We start from the raw sequence: 19,134 nt of genomic DNA on the forward strand, positions 1-19,134 counted from the left end.
CGCTGACGCTTCAGCCGTCACAGCGTCGCTGTCTTGTGGCTAATTTCATCGCTGGGGTCACGTTTGCGCATCGACGCCCTCCGCGATCCGCTTTGACCGAGCGTAAGCAGCACAGGTATCGCCTTGTACGAAGGCGCGCCCCGTTGCCGGTCGAATCGCATGCATCTGCGCGGCGTGTGCCATCGATACTCGCGCCTTCAAGAAGCAACAACTACCGCGATCCTGTTTGCGCTCGTTGAAGCGGTCGAAGTCAGAAGGAACCGCTTCGATCAAATCGCGGGCTTCGGCTCCAATCCCGACCGATTCGAGCCAGTGGAAGAAACAGTCGCCAAGCGTCGCCATCGCCATGCTCGGGACGATGGCCTACACGACGAAAAGGTGCTTAGAACCGGGCGGCATCGATCCGAGCGACGATCACCCCATCGACATCGAATCTTCGACGGTCACCTGATTGCGGGCCGCTCGCCTGTACTTCGAGCAAGACACGGCAGGATAGCCGGCCCGACCCCCGCCCCTCCAAGCCCGCGCATCGCCGCCCTCCGCCATCCAGCCGACGGAGAAGGCAGCTACGCGCCAGGCCAAAACACCCCTTAACGCCCACCCGGCAACGCATAAGCGATCACATAATCCCCGAGCTTGGTGTTGAACGACCCATGCCCGCCCGCCGCGATCAGCACGTATTGCTTGCCATTGGCCTCGTATGTCATCGGCGTGGCCTGTCCGCCAGCCGGCAGTCGGGCGTGCCACAGCTCCTTGCCGGTATCCGTGCTGAACGCGCGGATATAGTCATCCGCCGTCGCGCCGATGAAAAACACGCGCCCGGCCGTTGTCATTGGCCCGCCCAGCATCGGCATGCCCATCTTGAACGGCAGCGGAATCGGCGATGAATCGCGCGTCGTGCCGATGCGCTTCTTCCAGATCACCTTGTGCGTATCCAGATCGAGCGCCGACACGTAGCCCCATGCAGGCTGCTTGCAGGGCAGATTCAACGGCGACAGGAACGGATTCAGCGTGACGCCGAACGGCACGCCGTATTGCGGCTGAATGCCGACTTCCGTGCCCGTGCCGGCTTGGCCCGCCTGAGGCGGCTCGATGGGATTGTCCGGCCCGCGCGGAACGAGCCGCGACACGAACGGCAACGCAATCGGGTTCGCAATCGCGATCCGTCGATCCGTATCGACAGCCAGCCCGCCCCATTCGAACATGCCGAGATTGCCGGGGAACACGAGAGTGCCCTGTTCCGACGGCGGCGTGAACGGCCCCTCATACCGCAGCCGATGGAAGATCACGCGGCACACGAGCTGGTCGTACATCGTCGCGCCCCACATGTCGGCGCCGGTCAGGTTCTTCTGCGGCCGGTAGGTCAGTTCCGAGAACGGCTGCGTCGGCGAAAGCCGGTCGCCCTTCGCCGGACCCTGCGGCACCGCCTGTTCGGGCGCGGGGATGATCGGCTTGCCGGTGCGACGGTCCAGCACGAAGATGTTGCCCGTCTTGGCGGGCGCGTAGATGGCCGGAACGATGTTGCCGCTCGCATCCTTGATATCCGCGATGGTCGGTTGCGCCGGCAGGTCCATGTCCCACAGATCGTGATGCACGGTCTGATAGAACCACGCGAGCTTGCCCGTCGTCGCGTTCAGCGCGAGCAGACCGCTCGCATACCGTTCCTGTTCGGGCGTGCGGTTGCCGCCCCAGATATCCGGCGTCGTTACGCCCATCGGCAGATAGACGAGATCGAGCTGCGCATCATAGGCGGCGGGCGCCCACGAGTTCGGCGAGTTGAACGTGTAGGCATGCTGATCGTCGGGAATCGCGTTCGGATTCGCCGCGCCCGGATCGAAGGCCCACAGCAGCTTGCCGCTATCCACGTCGAAGCCGCGAATCACGCCCGACGGTTCACGCGTGCCGTAATTGTCCGTCACCGCGCCCGCAACGACGATCACCTTCGACGTCACGACTGGCGGCGATGTCGGCTCGTACTGGCCCGGCGTCTTGACCGGCTGCAAATGCTGAAGGTCCAGCACGCCGTTGACCGCGAAGCCGGCGCAGCGCTGGCCGGTGGCGGCATCGAGTTCGAAGAGGCGGCCATCGTTGACGGGCAGGATGATGCGGCGCGCGCACATCGGCAGCGACGCGGCACTGTTTGCCTGGCGCGCCTGTGCGGCGGCCGGCGTCTCATAGTAAGAGACGCCCCGGCAGGTCACGTGCTGGAAGCTCGGGTCCGGCTTCAGTTCCGGATTGAAGCGCCATTTCTCCTTGCCGGTCGCGCCGTCCAGCGCGATCGCGTTCTGATGCGGCGTGCAGAAGAACAGCGTGCCATCGACCGCGAGCGGCGTCACTTCATCGGTGATTTCGACGGGATCGTTCGGGCCTTTCATGTCGCCGGTGCGAAAGCTCCACGCTTCCTTGAGATCGCCGACGTTCTTGTCGTCGATCTGCGTAAGCGGCGAGTAGCGCGTGCCGCCCTGCGAGTTGCCATAAGCGAGCCAGTCGCCCGGACGTCCAGCCGTGGCGGCGGGCGTGCCCGATCCCTGACGCGCGAACGAACCGTTGATCTCTTGCGGATCGTTGAACACCGCATACACGAGCGCGATGCCCGTCAGCACGAGCGCCGCCGCAATCGCGAGCCCGCCTCGGCGAACCGGGCTCGCATACAGGCGATACGTGAACGGCAGCAGCAGCCATATGCCGACGATCACGAGCACGTCGAGACGCGGCGCGAGCGCCCAGAAATCGAAGCCTGCTTCGGCGATCGCCCATATCAGCGTGCCGAAAAGCAGCAGCGCATAGACGAAGAGCGCCGTTGGATTGCGCCGCATGATGAGCCATGCGACCGCCAGCATGAGCAGGCCCGCAATGACGTAATAGGGCGATCCACCGATCGCGACGAGCCATATGCCGACGCCGCCGAGATAAAGGCCCGATAACGCGAGGAACGCGATGGTAAGCCACTTGACGACAGGCGACGGCGAGCCGGTGGACGGCCGCGCCGGCGGGGAGTTCGTATTCATTCACGCACCTCTGTTTGCAACTATGAGTGATGGATCATGCGGCCAGCATGAAGCGTCGCATGCTACTGGATACGCATGCGACGTGAGCAGGCGGAGGACAAGCGTAACGCGTTGGCGAAGCATTCGCCAACGCGCGACGTGCGTCGCTACCGGCGCCCGTCAAGCACTTGACGTGCCACCGCCGTTGTTCGCTCCCGGCGCGAGGATATTCGGCAGCACCGGATTTTCCGGCTGAGTGTAACGCTGCTCGACAGCCTTTCGGATTCCTTCAAAACTTTCAGCGGCCGAAAGCGCTTCGTCGGCTTCTATCTCGCGCGCTTCGTCGGCGAGCGTGGCATCGCCGATGACGTCGCGGAACCACGTCGAATAATCGCCCTGGCGCAAGTGAAAGAGCCAGGTGTCCTCATCGACGCCTTCCGCGATCTCGAGGAACAGCACGAGATTGTGTGCGCGCAGCTTGAGCTTGTCATCGGGGCCGCGGAAATAAAAGCTGCGCTCCGGGATCAGCATGCCCTCGGCATACTTGCGCACGTGCCGCCGGCGTTGCGTTTTCGCCGGCTCGATTCGCACGACGATCGGTGTGCCCCAGTGTCCCTCGCGATCGCGACGCCACACGAGCGCCTCGCCTGTCTCGATCGCATCGGGAAGTTCGGCGGGTTCGTCGATGCCCGCCGCCTGCGCGAACTCCTGCAGCGTTTCCTGCGCACCCGGACCCGCGCCGATGAACACCGTCACGCGATCGAGCAGCCGCGCCGAAAGCTGATTCGGATGCACGGTCGCGAACAGCGCGGGCGCGAGCTGGTCGGGGAGCGTTTCATCGGCGGCGTTGATGCTCGCGGGAAAGAAGTGATGCGCTTCGTCGAAGATCATCCAGTGTGGACGCCCGGTGAGCGCACGCGTCTTTTGCATGTGCGCAAGCACGGTCGCGCAATAGGTCGGCCGCTCCGCGAACGACACGCGCATCAGGTTGACGACGACCGACTGGCTCGGCTGATGGATGAGCCGCGTGACATCATCGGCTTTCGGGGCGGTTTCCGCGTCGCCGATGGGAAGCGCATCTTCGAGGTTGTCGAAGTCGCCTTCGGGATCGAGCGCGCAGAACTGATAGCCCGACTCCGACAACCGCTCCATCAATCCGGTGATGAGCGTCGACTTGCCGCCGCCGGATTGCCCCGCGATCAGCGCGACCGTGTCTTGCGGCGCGAGCGTTTCTGTTTCGCCGCTTTGATCGCTTTTGTCGCCTTCCGCCTTTACGCGTTCGCCGAGCACGAGGTGACGTCGCGTGAGATGTTCGCTGGCGCTGGCGAGATCGTCTTCGAGAATCGCTTCGATCAGCTCCGTCACGCCGGCGCCGCATTCGCGATCCAGCACGATATCGGCGTGCGCTTTCAGCGCATCGATCGCGTTGCCGACGGCGGCCGATATCTCGCACGCATCGAGCAGCGCGTGATCGTTCTGCGCATCGCCGACGCCGACCGCATTGCGCGGCGACAGCGCCATCTTGTCGAGCGCCGCAAGCAGGCCGCTCGCCTTGCTGACGCCGGGCGCGAGGACCATCACCGCGTCGCCGTTATAAACGACGTGCAGATCGAGACTGAGATCGCGAATCGCGGCGTGGGCCTGCTCATCGTAGGGCTTCACGGTCGCGACGAGCGTCTGGCTCACGCCGAGATGCCGCACACCGCTGGCCTTCATCGCCTCGACGAACTCGGGCGGCGGCGGAGGCGCGAGCAGCGTGCGCTCACGCGTCGCCGGTGAGTAGATCACGCCGCCGTTCTCCGCGACGATCAGCGAGAAGCGATCGACGCGATCGCAAAGCGTGAGCAGATCGTCGAGTTCACGGCCCGTCACGAGCACCATATGACGCCCGGACGCGCGCAGCCGGTCGACGGCATCCCACGTCGCATCGCTCACGCGGCCTTCTTCGGCGAGCGTGTTGTCGTAATCGCTGGCAAGCACCATGCATCGCATAGCGGTATCCCTCAGTTAAGCGTCGTGCGCCACCAGATGCGGCGGCGGCGCGCGACGGGCGGCGCGCGCGTCGAGCAGGCGCCGATAAACATCGACGTAATCGCCCGCCATGCGCTCGGCCGTGAAGCGCCGCTCGAAACTTTCGCGGCAGCGGTGGCGATTGATTTGCGGCAGGCGCGCGACGGCCTCGACCGCTTCGTCCTCGTTGCACACGACGAAGCCGTTCACGCCATCTTCGATGATCTCCGGCACCGAGCCGCGCCCGAACGCGATCACCGGCGTGCCGCAGGCAAGCGCCTCGATCATCACGAGCCCGAACGGCTCCGGCCAGTCGATCGGAAACAACAATGCGCGCGCATGGCCGATGAGCCGGCTCTTGCCGGTATCGTCCTGTTCGCCCGCATAGTCGATGAGCGGCGCCTGCACGAGCGGCGCGACGGCGCGTTCGAAATACGGGCGATCGGCCTCGTCCACCTTGGCGGCGATGCGAAGCGGCACGTTCGCACGGCGCGCGATGCGGATCGCGGCATCCGGTCCCTTGGCCGGCGCGATCCTGCCGACGAACGCGAGATGCTCGCCCGCGCGTTCATGGAAGCGGTACAGCGCGGCGGGCAAGCCGTGATGCACCGTGCCCGCCCACGAAAGCCACGGCAGCGGCGCGCGCTGCGCATCCGAGACGGAGACGAGCGGAATGTCCGCGAAGCGCCGATACATCGGCTCGAGGCCGGGCACGTCGAGCCGCCAGTGTAGGGTCGTGACATGCGCGCACCGCATCCGCCGCGCGAACGGAAAACTCTGGTAGTCGGTATGAAAATGGACGATGTCGAATTGCTTCGACGCAGCCACGACATCTTCGAGCATCGCGAAGTGAAAGGCTTGCGGGTCGGCGGTGTCTTCGACGAGCCGCACCGCGCAATCGCTTCCCGCGACCAGCTTCGCGCTCGTGCGTGAATCCGCGCTTGCGAACAGCGTGACATCGTGGCCCGCCTTCACGAGTTCCTCGCTGAGATAGGACACGATCCGCTCGATGCCGCCATAACGCTGCGGCGGCACGCTCTCATATAACGTCGATACCTGGGCGATGCGCATGACTATTCGATGAAAGGACGATCGATGCGGTGCATTCCCTATGCCTGTAGCGCGCCGGTGTCGAGATCGGCGGCGTCGGCATTCGCAGCCGGAGCGGGCGCGTGAGATTCCATCAGATCGCGATAGACCGCGAGATAATCGCGCGCCATCCGCTCGGCGCAGAAGCGCTGCTCGAAGGTCTGGCGGCAGCGCGCGCGATCGACCGCGCCGATATCGCGTACCGCCTGCACGGCTTCATCGACATCATCGACGATGAAGCCGCTCACGCCATGCTCGATCACCTCCGGCACCGCGCCACGCCTGAACGCGATGACCGGCGTGCCCGACGCCATTGCTTCGATCATCACGAGGCCGAACGGCTCTTCCCAGTCGATCGGAAAAACGAGCGCACGTGCATGCGCGAACAACGCGCGCCGCGCTTCGCCGCCGACTTCGCCGAGATACTCCACGAACGATTGCGACGCTTCGAGCAGCGGGCAGATTTGCTCCTTGAAGTACGCACGCTCACCCGGATGCACGGCGGCGGCGATCTTCAGCGGCAACCCGGCGCGGCGTGCGATCTCAATTGCGCGATCGATGCGCTTCTCCGGCATCACGCGTCCGACAAAGAGCAGATAGTCGCCGCCTTCCTGCGAGTAACGCATTTCGTCGAGTGCGAGACCGTGGTGAATAGTCGCGCGCCAGTTCGCGTCGGGCATTTCGCTGCGCTGACTGTCGGAGATGGCGACGAGCGGCGCATCGCTGAAGGTATCGAAGAGCGGGCCGTGATCGGCGGGGAGCAGGCGGCCATGCATCGTCGTGATGGATGGACATGCGAGCAGGCGCTGCATCGGCAGATGCAAAGGCTCGGTATGAAAGTGGATTACATCGAATTGCGATGAACGTTTGATGACCGCATCGAGCTGGCGCAAGTGATGACTCGTCGTATCCCATACGCGTTCGTCGCGCCAAAGCGCAGTGGGCGTGCCGCTGTGCAGGCGGGCGCGCGTGCGCGAATCGCCGGTGGCGAACAGCGTGACGTCGTGCCCGAGAGCGACGAGTGCTTCGGTCAGGTAAGAGATGATCCGCTCGGTGGCGCCATATGCGATAGGAGGGACGCTCTCGTAGAGCGGTGCGACCTGTGCGATTTTCATCGATGAATTCCGGTGTCGGCCACGCCGATGCATGGTTTGTGTCGTTCGATGCGCTCAATGAGCAATCTCCGGGCCGACGATCGCTGCGCGGCGTATCGACGGCATGCCGCATGCTCATTCGATGTCGATCCACGATTCAACGGAGGACGCCATGACCCAGGTTGCTGAAGTAATGACACGCGGCGTGCAAAGCATCGCGCCGAGCGACACCATTCGCCGCGCGGCCGAACTGATGGACGAACTCAACGTCGGTGCGCTGCCGGTATGCGAGGGCGAGCGGCTCAAGGCGCTCATCACGGACCGGGATATCGTCGTGCGTGCGGTATCGGCGGGCAAGGATTCGTCGTGCACGGTGCAGGAAATCGCGAGCGAGCCGGTGGAGTGGTGCCGGGAGAATGACGAGATCGAGTCCGCCATGCAGAGGATGGAGCAGTTGCAGATCCGGCGCATGCCTGTCGTAGACAGTGAGGAGAAACTCGTCGGCATGCTCGCGCTGGGCGATATCGCGGTGTACTCGGACGGCGAAGTGTCATCGACGATACAGGCGATCTCCACGCCGTCCGTGCCCGACCGGTAGCACGCGCAAGTCAGACCGGATTGCCGTCTTCCGGCGTCTTCAGGCGGTCGCTCTCGCTTTGCGTACCGGGCGGCGTGCCGGGCTTGTCGTCGGGCGTCGCGTCAGGCGCGCGGTCTCCGGTCGGGCCGCGTTGCGGCGTATCCGCTGGATTGGTCGGGATGTTCTCGGTATGGCCGGGAACCGGTTGACCTTCGATGTGATCTTGCTGGTTCATCGCGCGTGCCTCGTCAGTGTGAGCAGTGGGCCTAGCCTCATCGAGCAAGCGATGTTCCGATGCGTGGCACGCCGGCTGCTTGCTTCGCTGGCTCGTCCCCGCCTCCTTCTCTCCTATATGCGTCCATCACGATCCAGCGTTTCCTCATCGAACCCACTTCTCGCCGGCATTGCGGCCGCATCCGTCGGCATCGCGGCGTGGGCCGCGTGGCGTGGACGGCGGGCCGAACGGGAGCATCCGCCCATCGGTCAGTTCATCGACGTCGACGGCGTGCGCCTTCATTACATCGACGAAGGCGAAGGCCCCACGGTGCTGCTCGTACACGGCAATCTCGTCACGCTGCAGGACTTCATCGCGAGCGGGCTGGTCGCGCGCCTGTCGAAGCGTCATCGTGTGATTGCGTTCGATCGTCCGGGCTTCGGCTTCAGCACGCGCCCGCGCGATCGCGTCTGGACGCCGCAGGAGCAGGCCGCGCTCTTTCAACTCGCGCTCAGGCGCATGGGCCTGACGAGCGCGGTCGTGGTCGGGCAATCGCTCGGCTGCCAGATCGCACTGGCAATGGCCATCGAGCCGCGCATCGAGATTCGCGGGCTGACGCTCATCTCGGGCTATTACTATCCGACCGCGCGATACGACGTTCTGCTCACCGCGCCCGCTGCGATTCCCGTGGTCGGCGACGTCATTCGCTATACCGTGTCGCCCGTCATGGGGCGCCTGTTGCTCGACCAGAACGTGCGTGCGATGTTCGCGCCCTCCGACGTGCCGCCCGAGTTCGGCCATTACGTGCAGCGCCAGATCGTGCTTCGTCCGTCGCAAATGCGGGCTATCGGCGAAGATGCGGCGTGCATGGTGCCGGCGGCGAGCGAGTTGTCGAAGCACTATCGAGCGGTGGATATCCCCGTGCGGATTTTCGCGGGCGAAGACGATGTCGTGGTCGATCCGCACGCGCATTCCAGCCGTCTTGCGCGGGACATTCCGCAGAGCGTGCTATCGGTGGTACGGCATGGCGGGCACATGGTTCATTACGACGACGCCGGCCGCATCGGCGATGCGGTCGAGGCAATGGCGATCGAGTGATGCGCGAGCCGCTCAGAGCCACGCGGTGAGCATCGGCACGACGAGCGGCACGAGTATCGACGTCAGTATCCCGTTGAGCCCCATGCCGAGGCCGGCGAACGCGCCCATTTGCTGACTGACCTGAAACGCCCGCGCCGTGCCAATGCCATGCGATGCCACGCCGAGCGCGAAGCCGCGCGCTTCCGGCTCCGTCACACGCAGCGCGTTGAGGATCACGCGTGCGAACGCCGCGCCGAAGATGCCGGTCGATATCACGAGCACCGCGGTCAACGATGGAATGCCGCCGATGGACGTGGCGACGGCCATCGCGATGGGCGTCGTCGCGGACTTGGGCGCAAGCGAGGCGATCGTCTGCTTCGATGCGCCGAGCCACGATGCGATCGCGACAGCGGACACGATCGCCGTCATCGACCCGGCAACGAGCGCCACGATCAATGGCGCGGCGAGCTTGCGCAGATTCCCCAGTTGCCGATAAAGCGGCAAGGCCAGCGCAACCGTTGCCGGCCCCAGCAGAAAGTGCACGAACTGTGCGCCTTCAAAGTAAGTCGGATACGGCGTGCGGCTGATCTGCAAGACGGCCACGAGAATGGCGACGGCGATCAACACCGGGTTCGCCAGCGGATTGAACTGGCAGCGCGCGTAGATCCACTGCGCGATGAGATACGCGAAAAGCGTGATCGTCAATCCGAGCAGCGGCGATGCGGCCAGATAGACCCATATCGCATTGATTTGCGGGAACGCGGTCATCGCGCGCTCCCTTCACGATCACGCATCAGCGCGCGCATGACGAGCGCGGTCACGGCGATGCCGAGCGTCGTGCTGACGATGATCGCGAGCACGATTGCCAGCACATTGCCGCGCAACGCGCTCGCCGACACCATGATGCCGACGCCTGCCGGCACGAACAGCAACGAGAGATGGCGCAGCAATTCGTTCGCGGTGGGTTCGATCGCATCGGCGGCGCGCGGACGCGCCATCAGAAACACGAGCAGCAGCAACATGCCGACGACCGGGCCGGGCACCGGCAGCTGGAAGAGATACGAAAGGCCCTCGCCAAGACATTGGAAGAGCAGCAGCACGGCCAGTGAGAGAAGCATCGCAAGTCCTGTGTTCATTGTTCCGAGCGGCAAGCCGCGCGAGCAAATCATAGTCCAGCCGACGATTGCACGGAATGCTCCTAGAATGAAGAAGCCGCTGACATCGGCGGCCACGATTCGCACGATAAGTCGAACGACTCAGGAGACAACGATGACGCCTCGCAATACAGCAGGACTCGTCACAGTCGTGGTGGCCGGCATCGTCGCCGGCTGCGGCGGCTCGGATCATCACGATGCTTACAACGACGCACCGAAGGTCATCATCGATTCCGACTTCAACACGATGGGCGACGACGGCCAGCTCTTTGCAATGACGACGCAGTTGATGGGGCAGGGCAAGGTCAACCTGCTCGGGCTGTGCGTCGTCACCGGCAACGACTGGCTGCTGCAGGAACAGGCGGATGCGCTGAAGGCCGTCGAGCGCATGGGCGTGCAGGACAAGGTCGGCGTGTATGCCGGCGCGAATTATCCGCTGCAATACGACGTCGCGAGCATTCGCGCGCAGCAGGCCGCGAATCCGAACGGCTATTTTGGCGCGTGGATGCGTCCGGAGCCGACCCAGTCATCGCAATTGACGGCGCCGCCCGACGGCTTCGCGCAATCGACGACGCTCAAGGCCGAAGCCGCCGCGGATTTCATGATCGATGCGATCAAGCGTTATCCGAATCAGGTGACCATCATCGAAGTCGGACCGCCGACGAATCTCGCGACAGCCGTGAAGAAAGCGCCGGAGATCGTGCCGCTCATCAAGGAGATCGTGTATATGGGCGGCGCGATGAACGTGCCCGGCAATGCGAATGCAGTGGGCGAACTGAACTGGTGGTTCGATCCGGTGGCGGTGCGCACGCTGTTGCAAACCACCATTCCGCAGCGGGTGATTCCACTCGACGTGACCAATACGGTTCCATTAACGGAGAGCGTTTATAACCAGATCGTCAATCCGCCGACAGGAAAGACGCCGGTCACCCAGGCTTATGCCATCGCGAATGCGGGCGCATTTGCGAGCAATACAAATATCTACGACACGCTGACCATCGGATACTTTCTCGATCCCACGTATGCCAAAGAGACGCAGAGCGCTTACCTCGATATCGATACGACGCCCGGCGAAGATCAGGGGCATGTGCGTGTGTATCCCGACGCGCCGGCAGCCGGCGCGTCGCCGCAGAAGATCACTTACGTGACGCGGTATGACAACGACCGCTTCTTTAATTTCTACGTGGGCTTGCTAACGAGTCCGGTGCCGGTGAAATTTCAGTGACGGCTCAGTCCATTCGCGCTTTCGGCGTTATCGCGGGCGTGACGGGTTCGACGGTTCTTTTGATGGCGTTGCCGAGCGCGCTGCGATAGACGTCGAGATAGGCGTTGACCATCGAGTCGGGGCTGAAGGTATCGGCGTGCTTGCGCAGCCTGTCGTGCACGGACGGTTCCTTCAGCAACTCGATGGCTTCGCGAATCTTCTCGATCAGCGTGTGCGGACGCTCCATGTCGAAGACGAGATTGGAGCGCGGCTCGATCACTTCCGGAATGCCGCCGCGATTTGCACCGACGACCGGCAAGCCATACGAATAGGCTTCCACGATCACGCGGCCGAACGGCTCATGCCAGATCGACGGCACGATCAGAATGTCGATGCTGCGAAGAAAGTCCTCGGGCTTCACGTGACCGAGAAACTGCACGCGCGGGTCGTCGTATTTGCGCTTGAGGCCGTCGATGTAATCCGGGTCGCCCTTGCCGCCAAAGACGAGCGTCCAGTCGAGCGTGTTGTCGGCGGCGAGCTGTTCGAGCACGACTTCCGAGCCTTTGTCTCGCGCCACGCGGCCAAGCACGCCAAGACGAACAGGGCCGCCCTGGTAGCGTGGTTTCATGTGCGTAACGGCGTCCTGGCTCGGGACATAGCAGTTGTTGATGACAGCCGTGCGTGTCGCTTCGGGGAAATAGCCACTGTTCAGATGCTTTTGCAGCACGAAGCGGCTGACGCCCACGGCGACCTGAACACGCGTCGACGCGGCTTTTTTCGGCGCGGAATACAAAGCGCATGAACCACACTGCCGTTTGCAGGGCTCGACGTCGGAGAACATCGTCGTCGCCGGGCACATGAGGTAGTAGTCGCGTGCGGTATGAACGATCGGCACGCCGGCGGCACGCGCAGCGCGCCACACGTCGACGGACAGACAGGCGAGATTGCTCGTATGAATGATGTCCGGCTTTTCCCGCGCGATGATCTCGCGCAGCTTGCGCGACATGACGACATTGACGACGTCGATGGCATGCCAGATGAACCTGGCGACGCGCGAGCGCTTCTTGGGCGCATGTGGCCAATACAGGTTGGCCGAGCGCAGACGATAAACCTTGACCCCGTTGTATTCGGTGACGCTATCCTTGCCTGTTCCCGTTGCACAGGCGACGCACACGTCCATGCCTGCCCTGACGAGTCCCTCGGCGAGCAGTTGCGTCGATACCTCAGCTCCGCCGATCTTGTCCGGATAGTACAACGTGTTGACGATGAGTATTTTCACGGCGTTTGAAGTAGTGTCGTCGTCCTACGATAAGGCACCCTCGCTGTCGGCCCGAAGACAGTTACCAGAAGGCAAGGGGTGCACCGCTGCAGCCATCTCGGATTAGACGCACAACATGACAGCGTAGTTGCGGCATCGCTCCAGCCGGTAAGCAGGAGTTTAGGATAAGCCAAAATGCTTGAGAAGGCGCAAAGCGAAACGTAAGCAAATGCAATGCTAGCTTTGAATCGATCCGTTGTGAATCATGCTGATTTAGTGACGCGATTCGTCTGCAAATATTGCCGGGTTAGTGACGGCGTAATGAATAAGTTACGTGTGCTTCGCGTGAACTTCCTGCATCTCGTTTGAGTGTAGTTGCGACGAAGGTTCACATGCGGCGGGATGACTAACACTATTCGTCAGTTGGTAAGTTGGGACCACAGACGCTGAAGCCGCGCTGCCGATTCGCCGATGCTACGAGCGCAAGGGCATTACCGTGGATCTGTCGTCGAACGGTGGGAACTGTCGGGGGACGGCGTGGATCGGCTGCACGATGTCGTGGCCTTTTCGCCTAGGCAAGCGAATTCGCGGCGACGTCTCGCGTCCAAACGACGCTTCGTTAGAACGAGAATAGATATTACGAAGTACTACCTATACAGAAGGCGTCATCACCTGCCGGAGGCAATTAATCAAGTCTGGACAAGCATCCGAGCGACGTGCGCTAACTCCCCGGGCGTTTTCACCAGCCATCGTAGCCACGTCACGTATAGATACTCGAATGCGGTTATCTCATGCCTCAGGCGCTACCGTGCCTGAAACCCCGTTTTGCTCGATCCATCGTCCGCAGAGCTTCATCTTTAGAAAGATCGGCGGGTCGGTGCGCAGATGCGCAGGCTTGTGTCAATCGAAATTGAAGCGCCATGACTGTGGAATGGTCTTGACGCGTTGCGTGAGGTGAACGTTTTCTAACGCGACATACTTACGGTCTTGCCTTCTCGTACAACGGTGCTTGACTATTTGCTCTGCCTTCTGCACGGGGGTGTCGCGTTTCCTCCGGTGACGCGCACTATCACGCTGGAAAACGATCAATGCGTCGAACATGACGCGACGAAACTGTTGCTCCTGTTCGGCTATGCGCACGATGGTCTTGCACTGATGGCGCTGGAATTGATCGGGGCCGCGCTCGCCTCATTGAGAACTGGCGCGTCGGCACACGCGGGCGCGGCGACAGACGCCGGACGATGTCGAGGAGGGGGCCAGGAGTTGCTGTTCCCAGCGGCCTGTTCCGAACCTGGAGCAATCGATAGCCTCGGCTAGAACTAGTTGCGTAGAATCGCGCGTCATGCACAGGGGCGGCCAGGGTCTGGAAAATCATGACGAAGGACCGGACCGACAGGACACCCATCACTGCAACCTGTCTGAATAACGGCAACGATTGAACGACATGAGCGACGACCTCATCAAGTGATCCAGCCGATTGTCGATGTCCAAACGATCTCGCATATTCAACTGACGAACACACTATTCGCGAAGGCTTTGTGGCGTGGCATCGCCAAACTGCGCGGAAAAGGACCTAACAAGCCGCTCCAAACGCGAACAGCCCCACCTCGCCCAAAAAACCATTGCCCCCCACCGAACCTTCATGGTAGAAGCACCGCTGCATCCGCGTCCCAATCGGCGCGAACCCTGGCACTAACAAGGCAGCAAAAGGAGCAAACGTGAGAAGGACCGCCGAAAACAAGTTGAAGGTGGTCGCGGTACGTGTCGAGCCCGCGATCGAACAGCGATTGCGACTATTGGCAGAAGTAACGGGACACAAGCAGTCGTTTTTCTTGCAGCAGATGATCGAGCGCGGCATCGCTCAGATGGAAGAAACGTGGTTGCCGCCGGATATGCTCGAGCAAGCGCGCGGTGGCTCATTCCAGCGCAGGCAGCCCGCGAGCGACGCCACGCCCGACCTTTTCAGCAACCTGGCGGACTAAAGGCCACACGGCCACCGCATTATCTAAACCTTTCGAACCCCTAACGTCGCGACAGCCGACACACCCGCGCACCCGCACATCCGCACATCCGCCGGGAATTTGTCTTGCTAATGCACCGTCAAGACGAAAATATGCCCCACAGCGTGTGGAAACGCGCTCCGGTTCCCACTAAGCGTCTGCTACGCTCGTTCAACGAGGAGCGGCGCTTTACCAGCCGCTTAATACAAGCAAAATCGGCAGGCAAGTCTTTTGGTTTCGTTTTGTTGGTTGCCGCACGGTCGGGGCATCGGCGGCTTGGGACGATTTCGAGTCCACCGCACCGGTGAACGACGTCAGGCGCTCGCTAACGAAACGGGGCTTGAGCTACGACCAAGATTACAAAATTAGTCACACGGAGAATACCGGATGTCGCTTTCGAAACGGCTCTTTGACAGCGCAAAGGTGTGGTTGCCGGACGATGTGTTCCTGAGCTTCGTTCATCGCAGGCGCATTGGGCGATTCCCGAATCTGCGGCGTCCCCTGACGTTCAACGAGCAGATCCTTCGGCGCTGTCTGCACCCCGATCCGCGCTATGTCGACTTGAGCGACAAGCTCGCGGTCCGCGACTACATCGCAAGAAAAATCGGCCCGCAATATCTGATTCCATTGCTCGCTGCCCCAGCGGTCTTCACGAAGACCGTCTTCGACGAACTGCCTAACGCCTTCGTGATGAAGGCCAATCATGGCAGCGGTTTCGTCAAGGTGGTCCGCGACAAATCGACGACCTCCTTCGAGGAACTGTCGCAACTCGCGCAATCGTGGCTATCGACGGACTTCTATCGCATCGCGCGTGAGCGGCACTATCGCGCGATCAAGCCGCGCATCTTCTTCGAAGAGCTGCTGCTCGACGATACCGGCACCGTTCCGCCCGATCTCAAGTTCCACGTCTTCAACGAGAAGTCCGGCAAGCAGACGATCTACATCCTCGTGATATCGGATCGCTTTGGCGAAACGCCGCACGGCGACACCTTCGATGCTAACTGGAACCTGCAGAACATTCGCTTCGGCCATTACAAGCCGAGCGACAAGCCCGTGCCGCGTCCCGCGAATCTCGATGCGTTGCTGAAGACGGCCGGTGAACTCGCAAGAGACTTCGAGTACGTGCGCGTCGATCTGTACTCGCTGAGAGAGCACATTTATTTCGGCGAGCTAACTTTCACGCCGGGCGCGGGAGTCTTGCGGATGTCCCCTGATAGCGTCGATTACGAATGGGGCCGAATGCTCGAAACGATCCGCCAGGAGTGGGCCACCGAGAAAGCCTGATCACGCTAGCGGATCAAACATCGGCATACGCATCGGCATCAAGCATCGGCATCACGCTTCGCGAGACATAGATCGATGAACCTTTGCACCGGCTGCGGCAGCGTCGCGCCCCGCCGGGTCGCGATGCCATACGGCGGCCCGCGCCGGTCGATCATGATCGGCAGCACGGCAACCAGCCCGTGTTCCTCGAAGTAGCGCGCCACCTTCATCGGCACGAGGCCGACCGTCCCGCTTCCCGAACGCAGCAACGACAAGGTCGCAAATGTCGATGACGTTTCTATCGCATAGCGCGGAAACGGCAACTGCCTGTCGTCGAAGAGCTGTTCGAGCAAGGAGCGCATCGGCAGCGCGGCTTGCGGCACGATCCACGGATTGCTGGTCAGATCGGCAAGCTCGATGCGCTCCACCTTCGCAAGCGGATCCGCGCCGTCCACGACAAAGCACACTTCCTCCGCTTCGAGCGGCACGAAGTCGTAAGCATCGGGATGTACGCTGATGCTCGGCCGGCCGATAACCAGATCGAGCAGGCGCTGATCGAGCATCGACAGAAGCCGCGCGCTGTTGTCCTCCCACACTTCCACTGATATATCGGGCTGCACCTCGCGCAACGAGCGCAGGATCGGCGTCAGCCACACGGGCATGCTGCCCATGACCGCGCCGATGGCAAGCGTCCCGCCGCCGCCACGCATGATCGCCGCGAGTTCATCGCGCAATGCGCCGATCTCCGATCGCACCGCACGCGCATGGCGGATCACGCAGCGCCCCAGCTCATTCGCGACGATGCCGCGCGGCGAGCGCGCGAACAGTTCCGCGCCGAACATCGCTTCGATTTCGCGCAGGGATTTGGTCGTCGCGGGCTGAGAAAGCGAGACCTGCTGCGCCGCTCGGCGAAGCGAGCCGTGATCGTCGAGCGCGATCAACAGCGCGACATGGTTCCCGCGCAAGCGCCGCAGGATCGCGTCGATACTGGTTATCACCGATATAACTCCACTGATTCACCTGATCGGAACGTTTCATTATCTGGCCGGGCCATGTCCTCTCTACACTGAGCCCGTCGATGCCCGATGCCTTCAGTGCGGCAGATCATAGCCGCAACGCGCATGGCGCTCAAACAGCACAACGTACATGGAGAGACGCAATTGAAACGAATCGGTATCGATGTCGGCGGCACCTTCACCGACGTCGTCATGGTGGATGACGAAACGGGCCGCATCTGGTCGACCAAGGTTCCCACGACGCCGAAGGATCGCGTCGTCGGCACCGTGGAAGGCTTTCGCAAGATTCTCGAACTGTCGGGGACCGCGAGCGCGGACGTATCGTTCCTCGGACACGGCACGACGATGGCGACCAACATGGTCGTCGAAGGCACCGGCGCGAAAACCGCGCTCGTCACGACTCACGGCTTTCGCGACATCCTCGAACTGCGCCGCGTCTCGCGCCACGACCGCGCCGACCTCTACGATCTGCTCTTCGATAACCCGCGCCCGCTCGTCGAGCGCCGCTGGCGGCTCGAAGTGACCGAGCGCATGCGTTATGACGGCATCGTCGCCACGCCGCTCGATCACGCCGAACTGGAACGCATTGCCGCGCAGATTCGCGAATCGGATGTCGAAGCCGTCGCCGTCTGCCTGTTGCACGCGCACGTGAATCCGCAGCACGAACGCGAGGCCGTCGATGCGCTGCGCCGCCTGTTGCCGGACCGCTTCATCTGCGCATCGCACGAAGTCAATCCGGAAGCGATGGAGTACGAGCGCGCCAGCTCCACCGTCATCAACGCGATGCTCGGCCCCGTTTGCGGCCGCTATATCGGCCGGCTCATCAATGCGCTCGCGCAACTGGGCTTCGCGGGCAAGTTCCTGTTCATGCAATCGAATGGCGGTCTCGCGAGCCCGGCGATGGTCGCGGACCGTCCCATCGTGCTCCTCGAATCCGGACCGGCGGGCGGCGTTTCGGCGGCGATTCGCAATTGCGAGAAGAGCGAACTGAAAAACGCGATTCTCGGCGACATGGGCGGCACCACGTTCGATGTCTCGCTGATCCGCGACTTCCGCCCCGAACTGCGCAACAAGAGCGTGCTGCATACGTACACGGTGCGCTCGCCGAGCATCGATATCGATTCGGTCGGCGCGGGCGGCGGCTCCATCGTGTGGATCGACGCGGGCGGCGGCGTGCGGATCGGACCGGAAAGCGCGGGAGCCGATCCCGGCCCCGCCTGCTACGGACGCGGCGGCACGCGCCCGACCGTCACCGATTGCAATCTCGTCCTCGGCTATATCGATCCGGACAGCTTCCTCGGCGGCGAATTCAAGCTCGATGCGAAGGCCGCGTGGCGTGTCGTCGAGGAGGTGATCGCAAAGCCGCTCGGTCTTTCCGTGCCCGAAGCGGCGCAAGTGGTGCGCTCGGTGGCGAACGCGCTGATGGCGCAGGCCATTCGCATCATGACCGTCGAGCGCGGCTACGATCCGCGCGAGTTCAGTTACATCTGCTACGGCGGCGCGGGCCCGGTCCACGCGGTCGATCTCGCGCAGGAAATGGGGATTCGCCGCGTCGTGATTCCGCCGCTGCCGGGACTGTTCAGCGCGTTCGGCATGACCGTCGCGGATCAGCAATACGACTATCAGCGTCCCCTCGAAAGCGATCTCTCGAAGATCGACGACGCCACGCTGAACCGTGCGCTCGACGATCTGCGCGCACAAGGCATGGAAGAACTCCAGCGTCATGGCGTCGATGCGGACGGCGTGAAGGTCGTGCGTCTCGCGGATTGCCGCTACGCCGGCCAGCCCGATGTCATCACCGTCGAAGTGCAGGACGAAGCCGAAGGCGTCTGCAATGCGCTCGCGGCGAACTTCGAGGCGGCGCATCTGCGGCAATGGAACTTCGTCAGCAAGGACAAGCCGATTGTCGTCGCGAACGTGCGGCTGCAACTCGTCACGTCGACCGGCTGGCGCGGCAGCGCGGCGCAACGCAACGGCGGCGCGATGCCCGCACCGACCCGCACGCGCGACGTGTATTTCGACGGCAACGTCCGCACGCTGCCGGTGTTCGCCCGCACCGAGATTCCGGTGGGCGCGGCGATCGAAGGGCCGGCCGTGATCGAAGAGCACAGCAGTTGCGCGGTGCTGAAGGCGTCGCACGTCGCGCGCGTCGATCGTGATCTCAACCTCGTCATCGAACTGGCAGCCTGAT

General features: G+C 62.7%; 16 protein-coding genes. 6 read left to right on the top strand and 10 right to left on the bottom strand.

From position 1 onward, the window contains the following. Positions 1–57: 57 nt before the first annotated feature. From AB6804_RS06420 to AB6804_RS06440, 5 genes are all read right to left on the bottom strand, one after another. Positions 58–342, bottom strand: coding sequence for a hypothetical protein (locus AB6804_RS06420; RefSeq protein WP_370885740.1), 285 nt, complete (start codon positions 340–342; stop codon positions 58–60). Positions 343–590: 248 nt separating this feature from the next. Then, positions 591–3,008, bottom strand: coding sequence for a glucose/quinate/shikimate family membrane-bound PQQ-dependent dehydrogenase (locus AB6804_RS06425; protein WP_370885741.1), 2,418 nt, complete (start codon positions 3,006–3,008; stop codon positions 591–593). 159 nt (positions 3,009–3,167) lie between these two features. After that, entirely contained in the window at positions 3,168–4,979 is a 1,812-nt protein-coding gene (locus AB6804_RS06430) for an HAD hydrolase family protein (RefSeq protein ID WP_370885742.1), read from the bottom strand. 15 nt (positions 4,980–4,994) lie between these two features. Further along, entirely contained in the window at positions 4,995–6,068 is a 1,074-nt protein-coding gene (locus tag AB6804_RS06435; RefSeq protein WP_370885743.1) for a glycosyltransferase family 4 protein, read from the bottom strand. 38 nt (positions 6,069–6,106) lie between these two features. Then, on the bottom strand, positions 6,107–7,201 hold the full coding sequence (locus AB6804_RS06440; RefSeq protein ID WP_370885744.1) for a glycosyltransferase family 4 protein: 1,095 nt from the start codon (positions 7,199–7,201) through the stop codon (positions 6,107–6,109). Between the two features lie 151 nt (positions 7,202–7,352). On the opposite strand from AB6804_RS06440, the gene AB6804_RS06445 reads away from it, so the two are divergent. Continuing rightward, positions 7,353–7,778, top strand: a complete 426-nt coding sequence (locus tag AB6804_RS06445) for a CBS domain-containing protein (protein ID WP_370885745.1) — start codon at positions 7,353–7,355, stop codon at positions 7,776–7,778. Positions 7,779–7,788: 10 nt separating this feature from the next. On the opposite strand, the gene AB6804_RS06450 is transcribed toward AB6804_RS06445, so the two are convergent. Beyond that, positions 7,789–7,992 carry an MARCKS-like protein gene (locus tag AB6804_RS06450; RefSeq protein WP_370885746.1) on the bottom strand — a complete coding sequence of 68 codons (204 nt, stop codon included), beginning with the start codon at positions 7,990–7,992 and terminating at the stop codon, positions 7,789–7,791. Positions 7,993–8,043: 51 nt separating this feature from the next. On the opposite strand from AB6804_RS06450, the gene AB6804_RS06455 reads away from it, so the two are divergent. After that, positions 8,044–9,069, top strand: a complete 1,026-nt coding sequence (locus AB6804_RS06455; protein ID WP_370885747.1) for an alpha/beta fold hydrolase — start codon at positions 8,044–8,046, stop codon at positions 9,067–9,069. Between the two features lie 12 nt (positions 9,070–9,081). On the opposite strand, the gene AB6804_RS06460 is transcribed toward AB6804_RS06455, so the two are convergent. Together AB6804_RS06460 and AB6804_RS06465 are read right to left on the bottom strand one after the other, a co-directional pair. Beyond that, positions 9,082–9,816, bottom strand: coding sequence for an LrgB family protein (locus AB6804_RS06460; protein ID WP_035962477.1), 735 nt, complete (start codon positions 9,814–9,816; stop codon positions 9,082–9,084). Further along, positions 9,813–10,166: a CidA/LrgA family protein gene (locus tag AB6804_RS06465; protein ID WP_370885748.1), complete on the bottom strand. Its 354-nt coding sequence runs from the start codon at positions 10,164–10,166 to the stop codon at positions 9,813–9,815. The genes AB6804_RS06460 and AB6804_RS06465 overlap by 4 nt, the downstream gene beginning before the upstream one ends. A gap of 151 nt (positions 10,167–10,317) precedes the next feature. Between AB6804_RS06465 and AB6804_RS06470 the strand changes: the two genes are divergently transcribed. Continuing rightward, the gene (locus AB6804_RS06470) at positions 10,318–11,427 is read left to right on the top strand and encodes a nucleoside hydrolase (RefSeq protein WP_370885749.1); all 1,110 of its coding nucleotides are present in this window, start codon (positions 10,318–10,320) and stop codon (positions 11,425–11,427) included. Between the two features lie 4 nt (positions 11,428–11,431). Here the strand turns inward: AB6804_RS06470 and AB6804_RS06475 are convergent, their stop codons facing one another. Continuing rightward, positions 11,432–12,685, bottom strand: a complete 1,254-nt coding sequence (locus tag AB6804_RS06475; RefSeq protein ID WP_370885750.1) for a glycosyltransferase family 4 protein — start codon at positions 12,683–12,685, stop codon at positions 11,432–11,434. A gap of 1,697 nt (positions 12,686–14,382) precedes the next feature. Here AB6804_RS06475 and AB6804_RS06480 point away from each other — a divergent pair. Continuing rightward, on the top strand, positions 14,383–14,646 hold the full coding sequence (locus AB6804_RS06480; protein WP_370885751.1) for a hypothetical protein: 264 nt from the start codon (positions 14,383–14,385) through the stop codon (positions 14,644–14,646). Between the two features lie 405 nt (positions 14,647–15,051). Next, positions 15,052–15,948 (top strand): ATP-grasp fold amidoligase family protein, encoded by an 897-nt coding sequence (locus AB6804_RS06485; protein WP_370885752.1) that lies wholly within the window; start codon positions 15,052–15,054, stop codon positions 15,946–15,948. Between the two features lie 38 nt (positions 15,949–15,986). On the opposite strand, the gene AB6804_RS06490 is transcribed toward AB6804_RS06485, so the two are convergent. Next, positions 15,987–16,925 (bottom strand): LysR family transcriptional regulator, encoded by a 939-nt coding sequence (locus tag AB6804_RS06490; protein WP_370885753.1) that lies wholly within the window; start codon positions 16,923–16,925, stop codon positions 15,987–15,989. A 162-nt stretch (positions 16,926–17,087) separates the two neighbouring features. Between AB6804_RS06490 and AB6804_RS06495 the strand changes: the two genes are divergently transcribed. Then, complete coding sequence (locus tag AB6804_RS06495; RefSeq protein ID WP_370885754.1) at positions 17,088–19,133, top strand: hydantoinase/oxoprolinase family protein; 2,046 nt, start codon at positions 17,088–17,090, stop codon at positions 19,131–19,133. Position 19,134: the final 1 nt, after the last annotated feature.

This window comes from Caballeronia sp. RCC_10 (assembly GCF_041360715.1).
Classification (GTDB): Bacteria; Pseudomonadota; Gammaproteobacteria; order Burkholderiales; family Burkholderiaceae; genus Caballeronia; species Caballeronia grimmiae.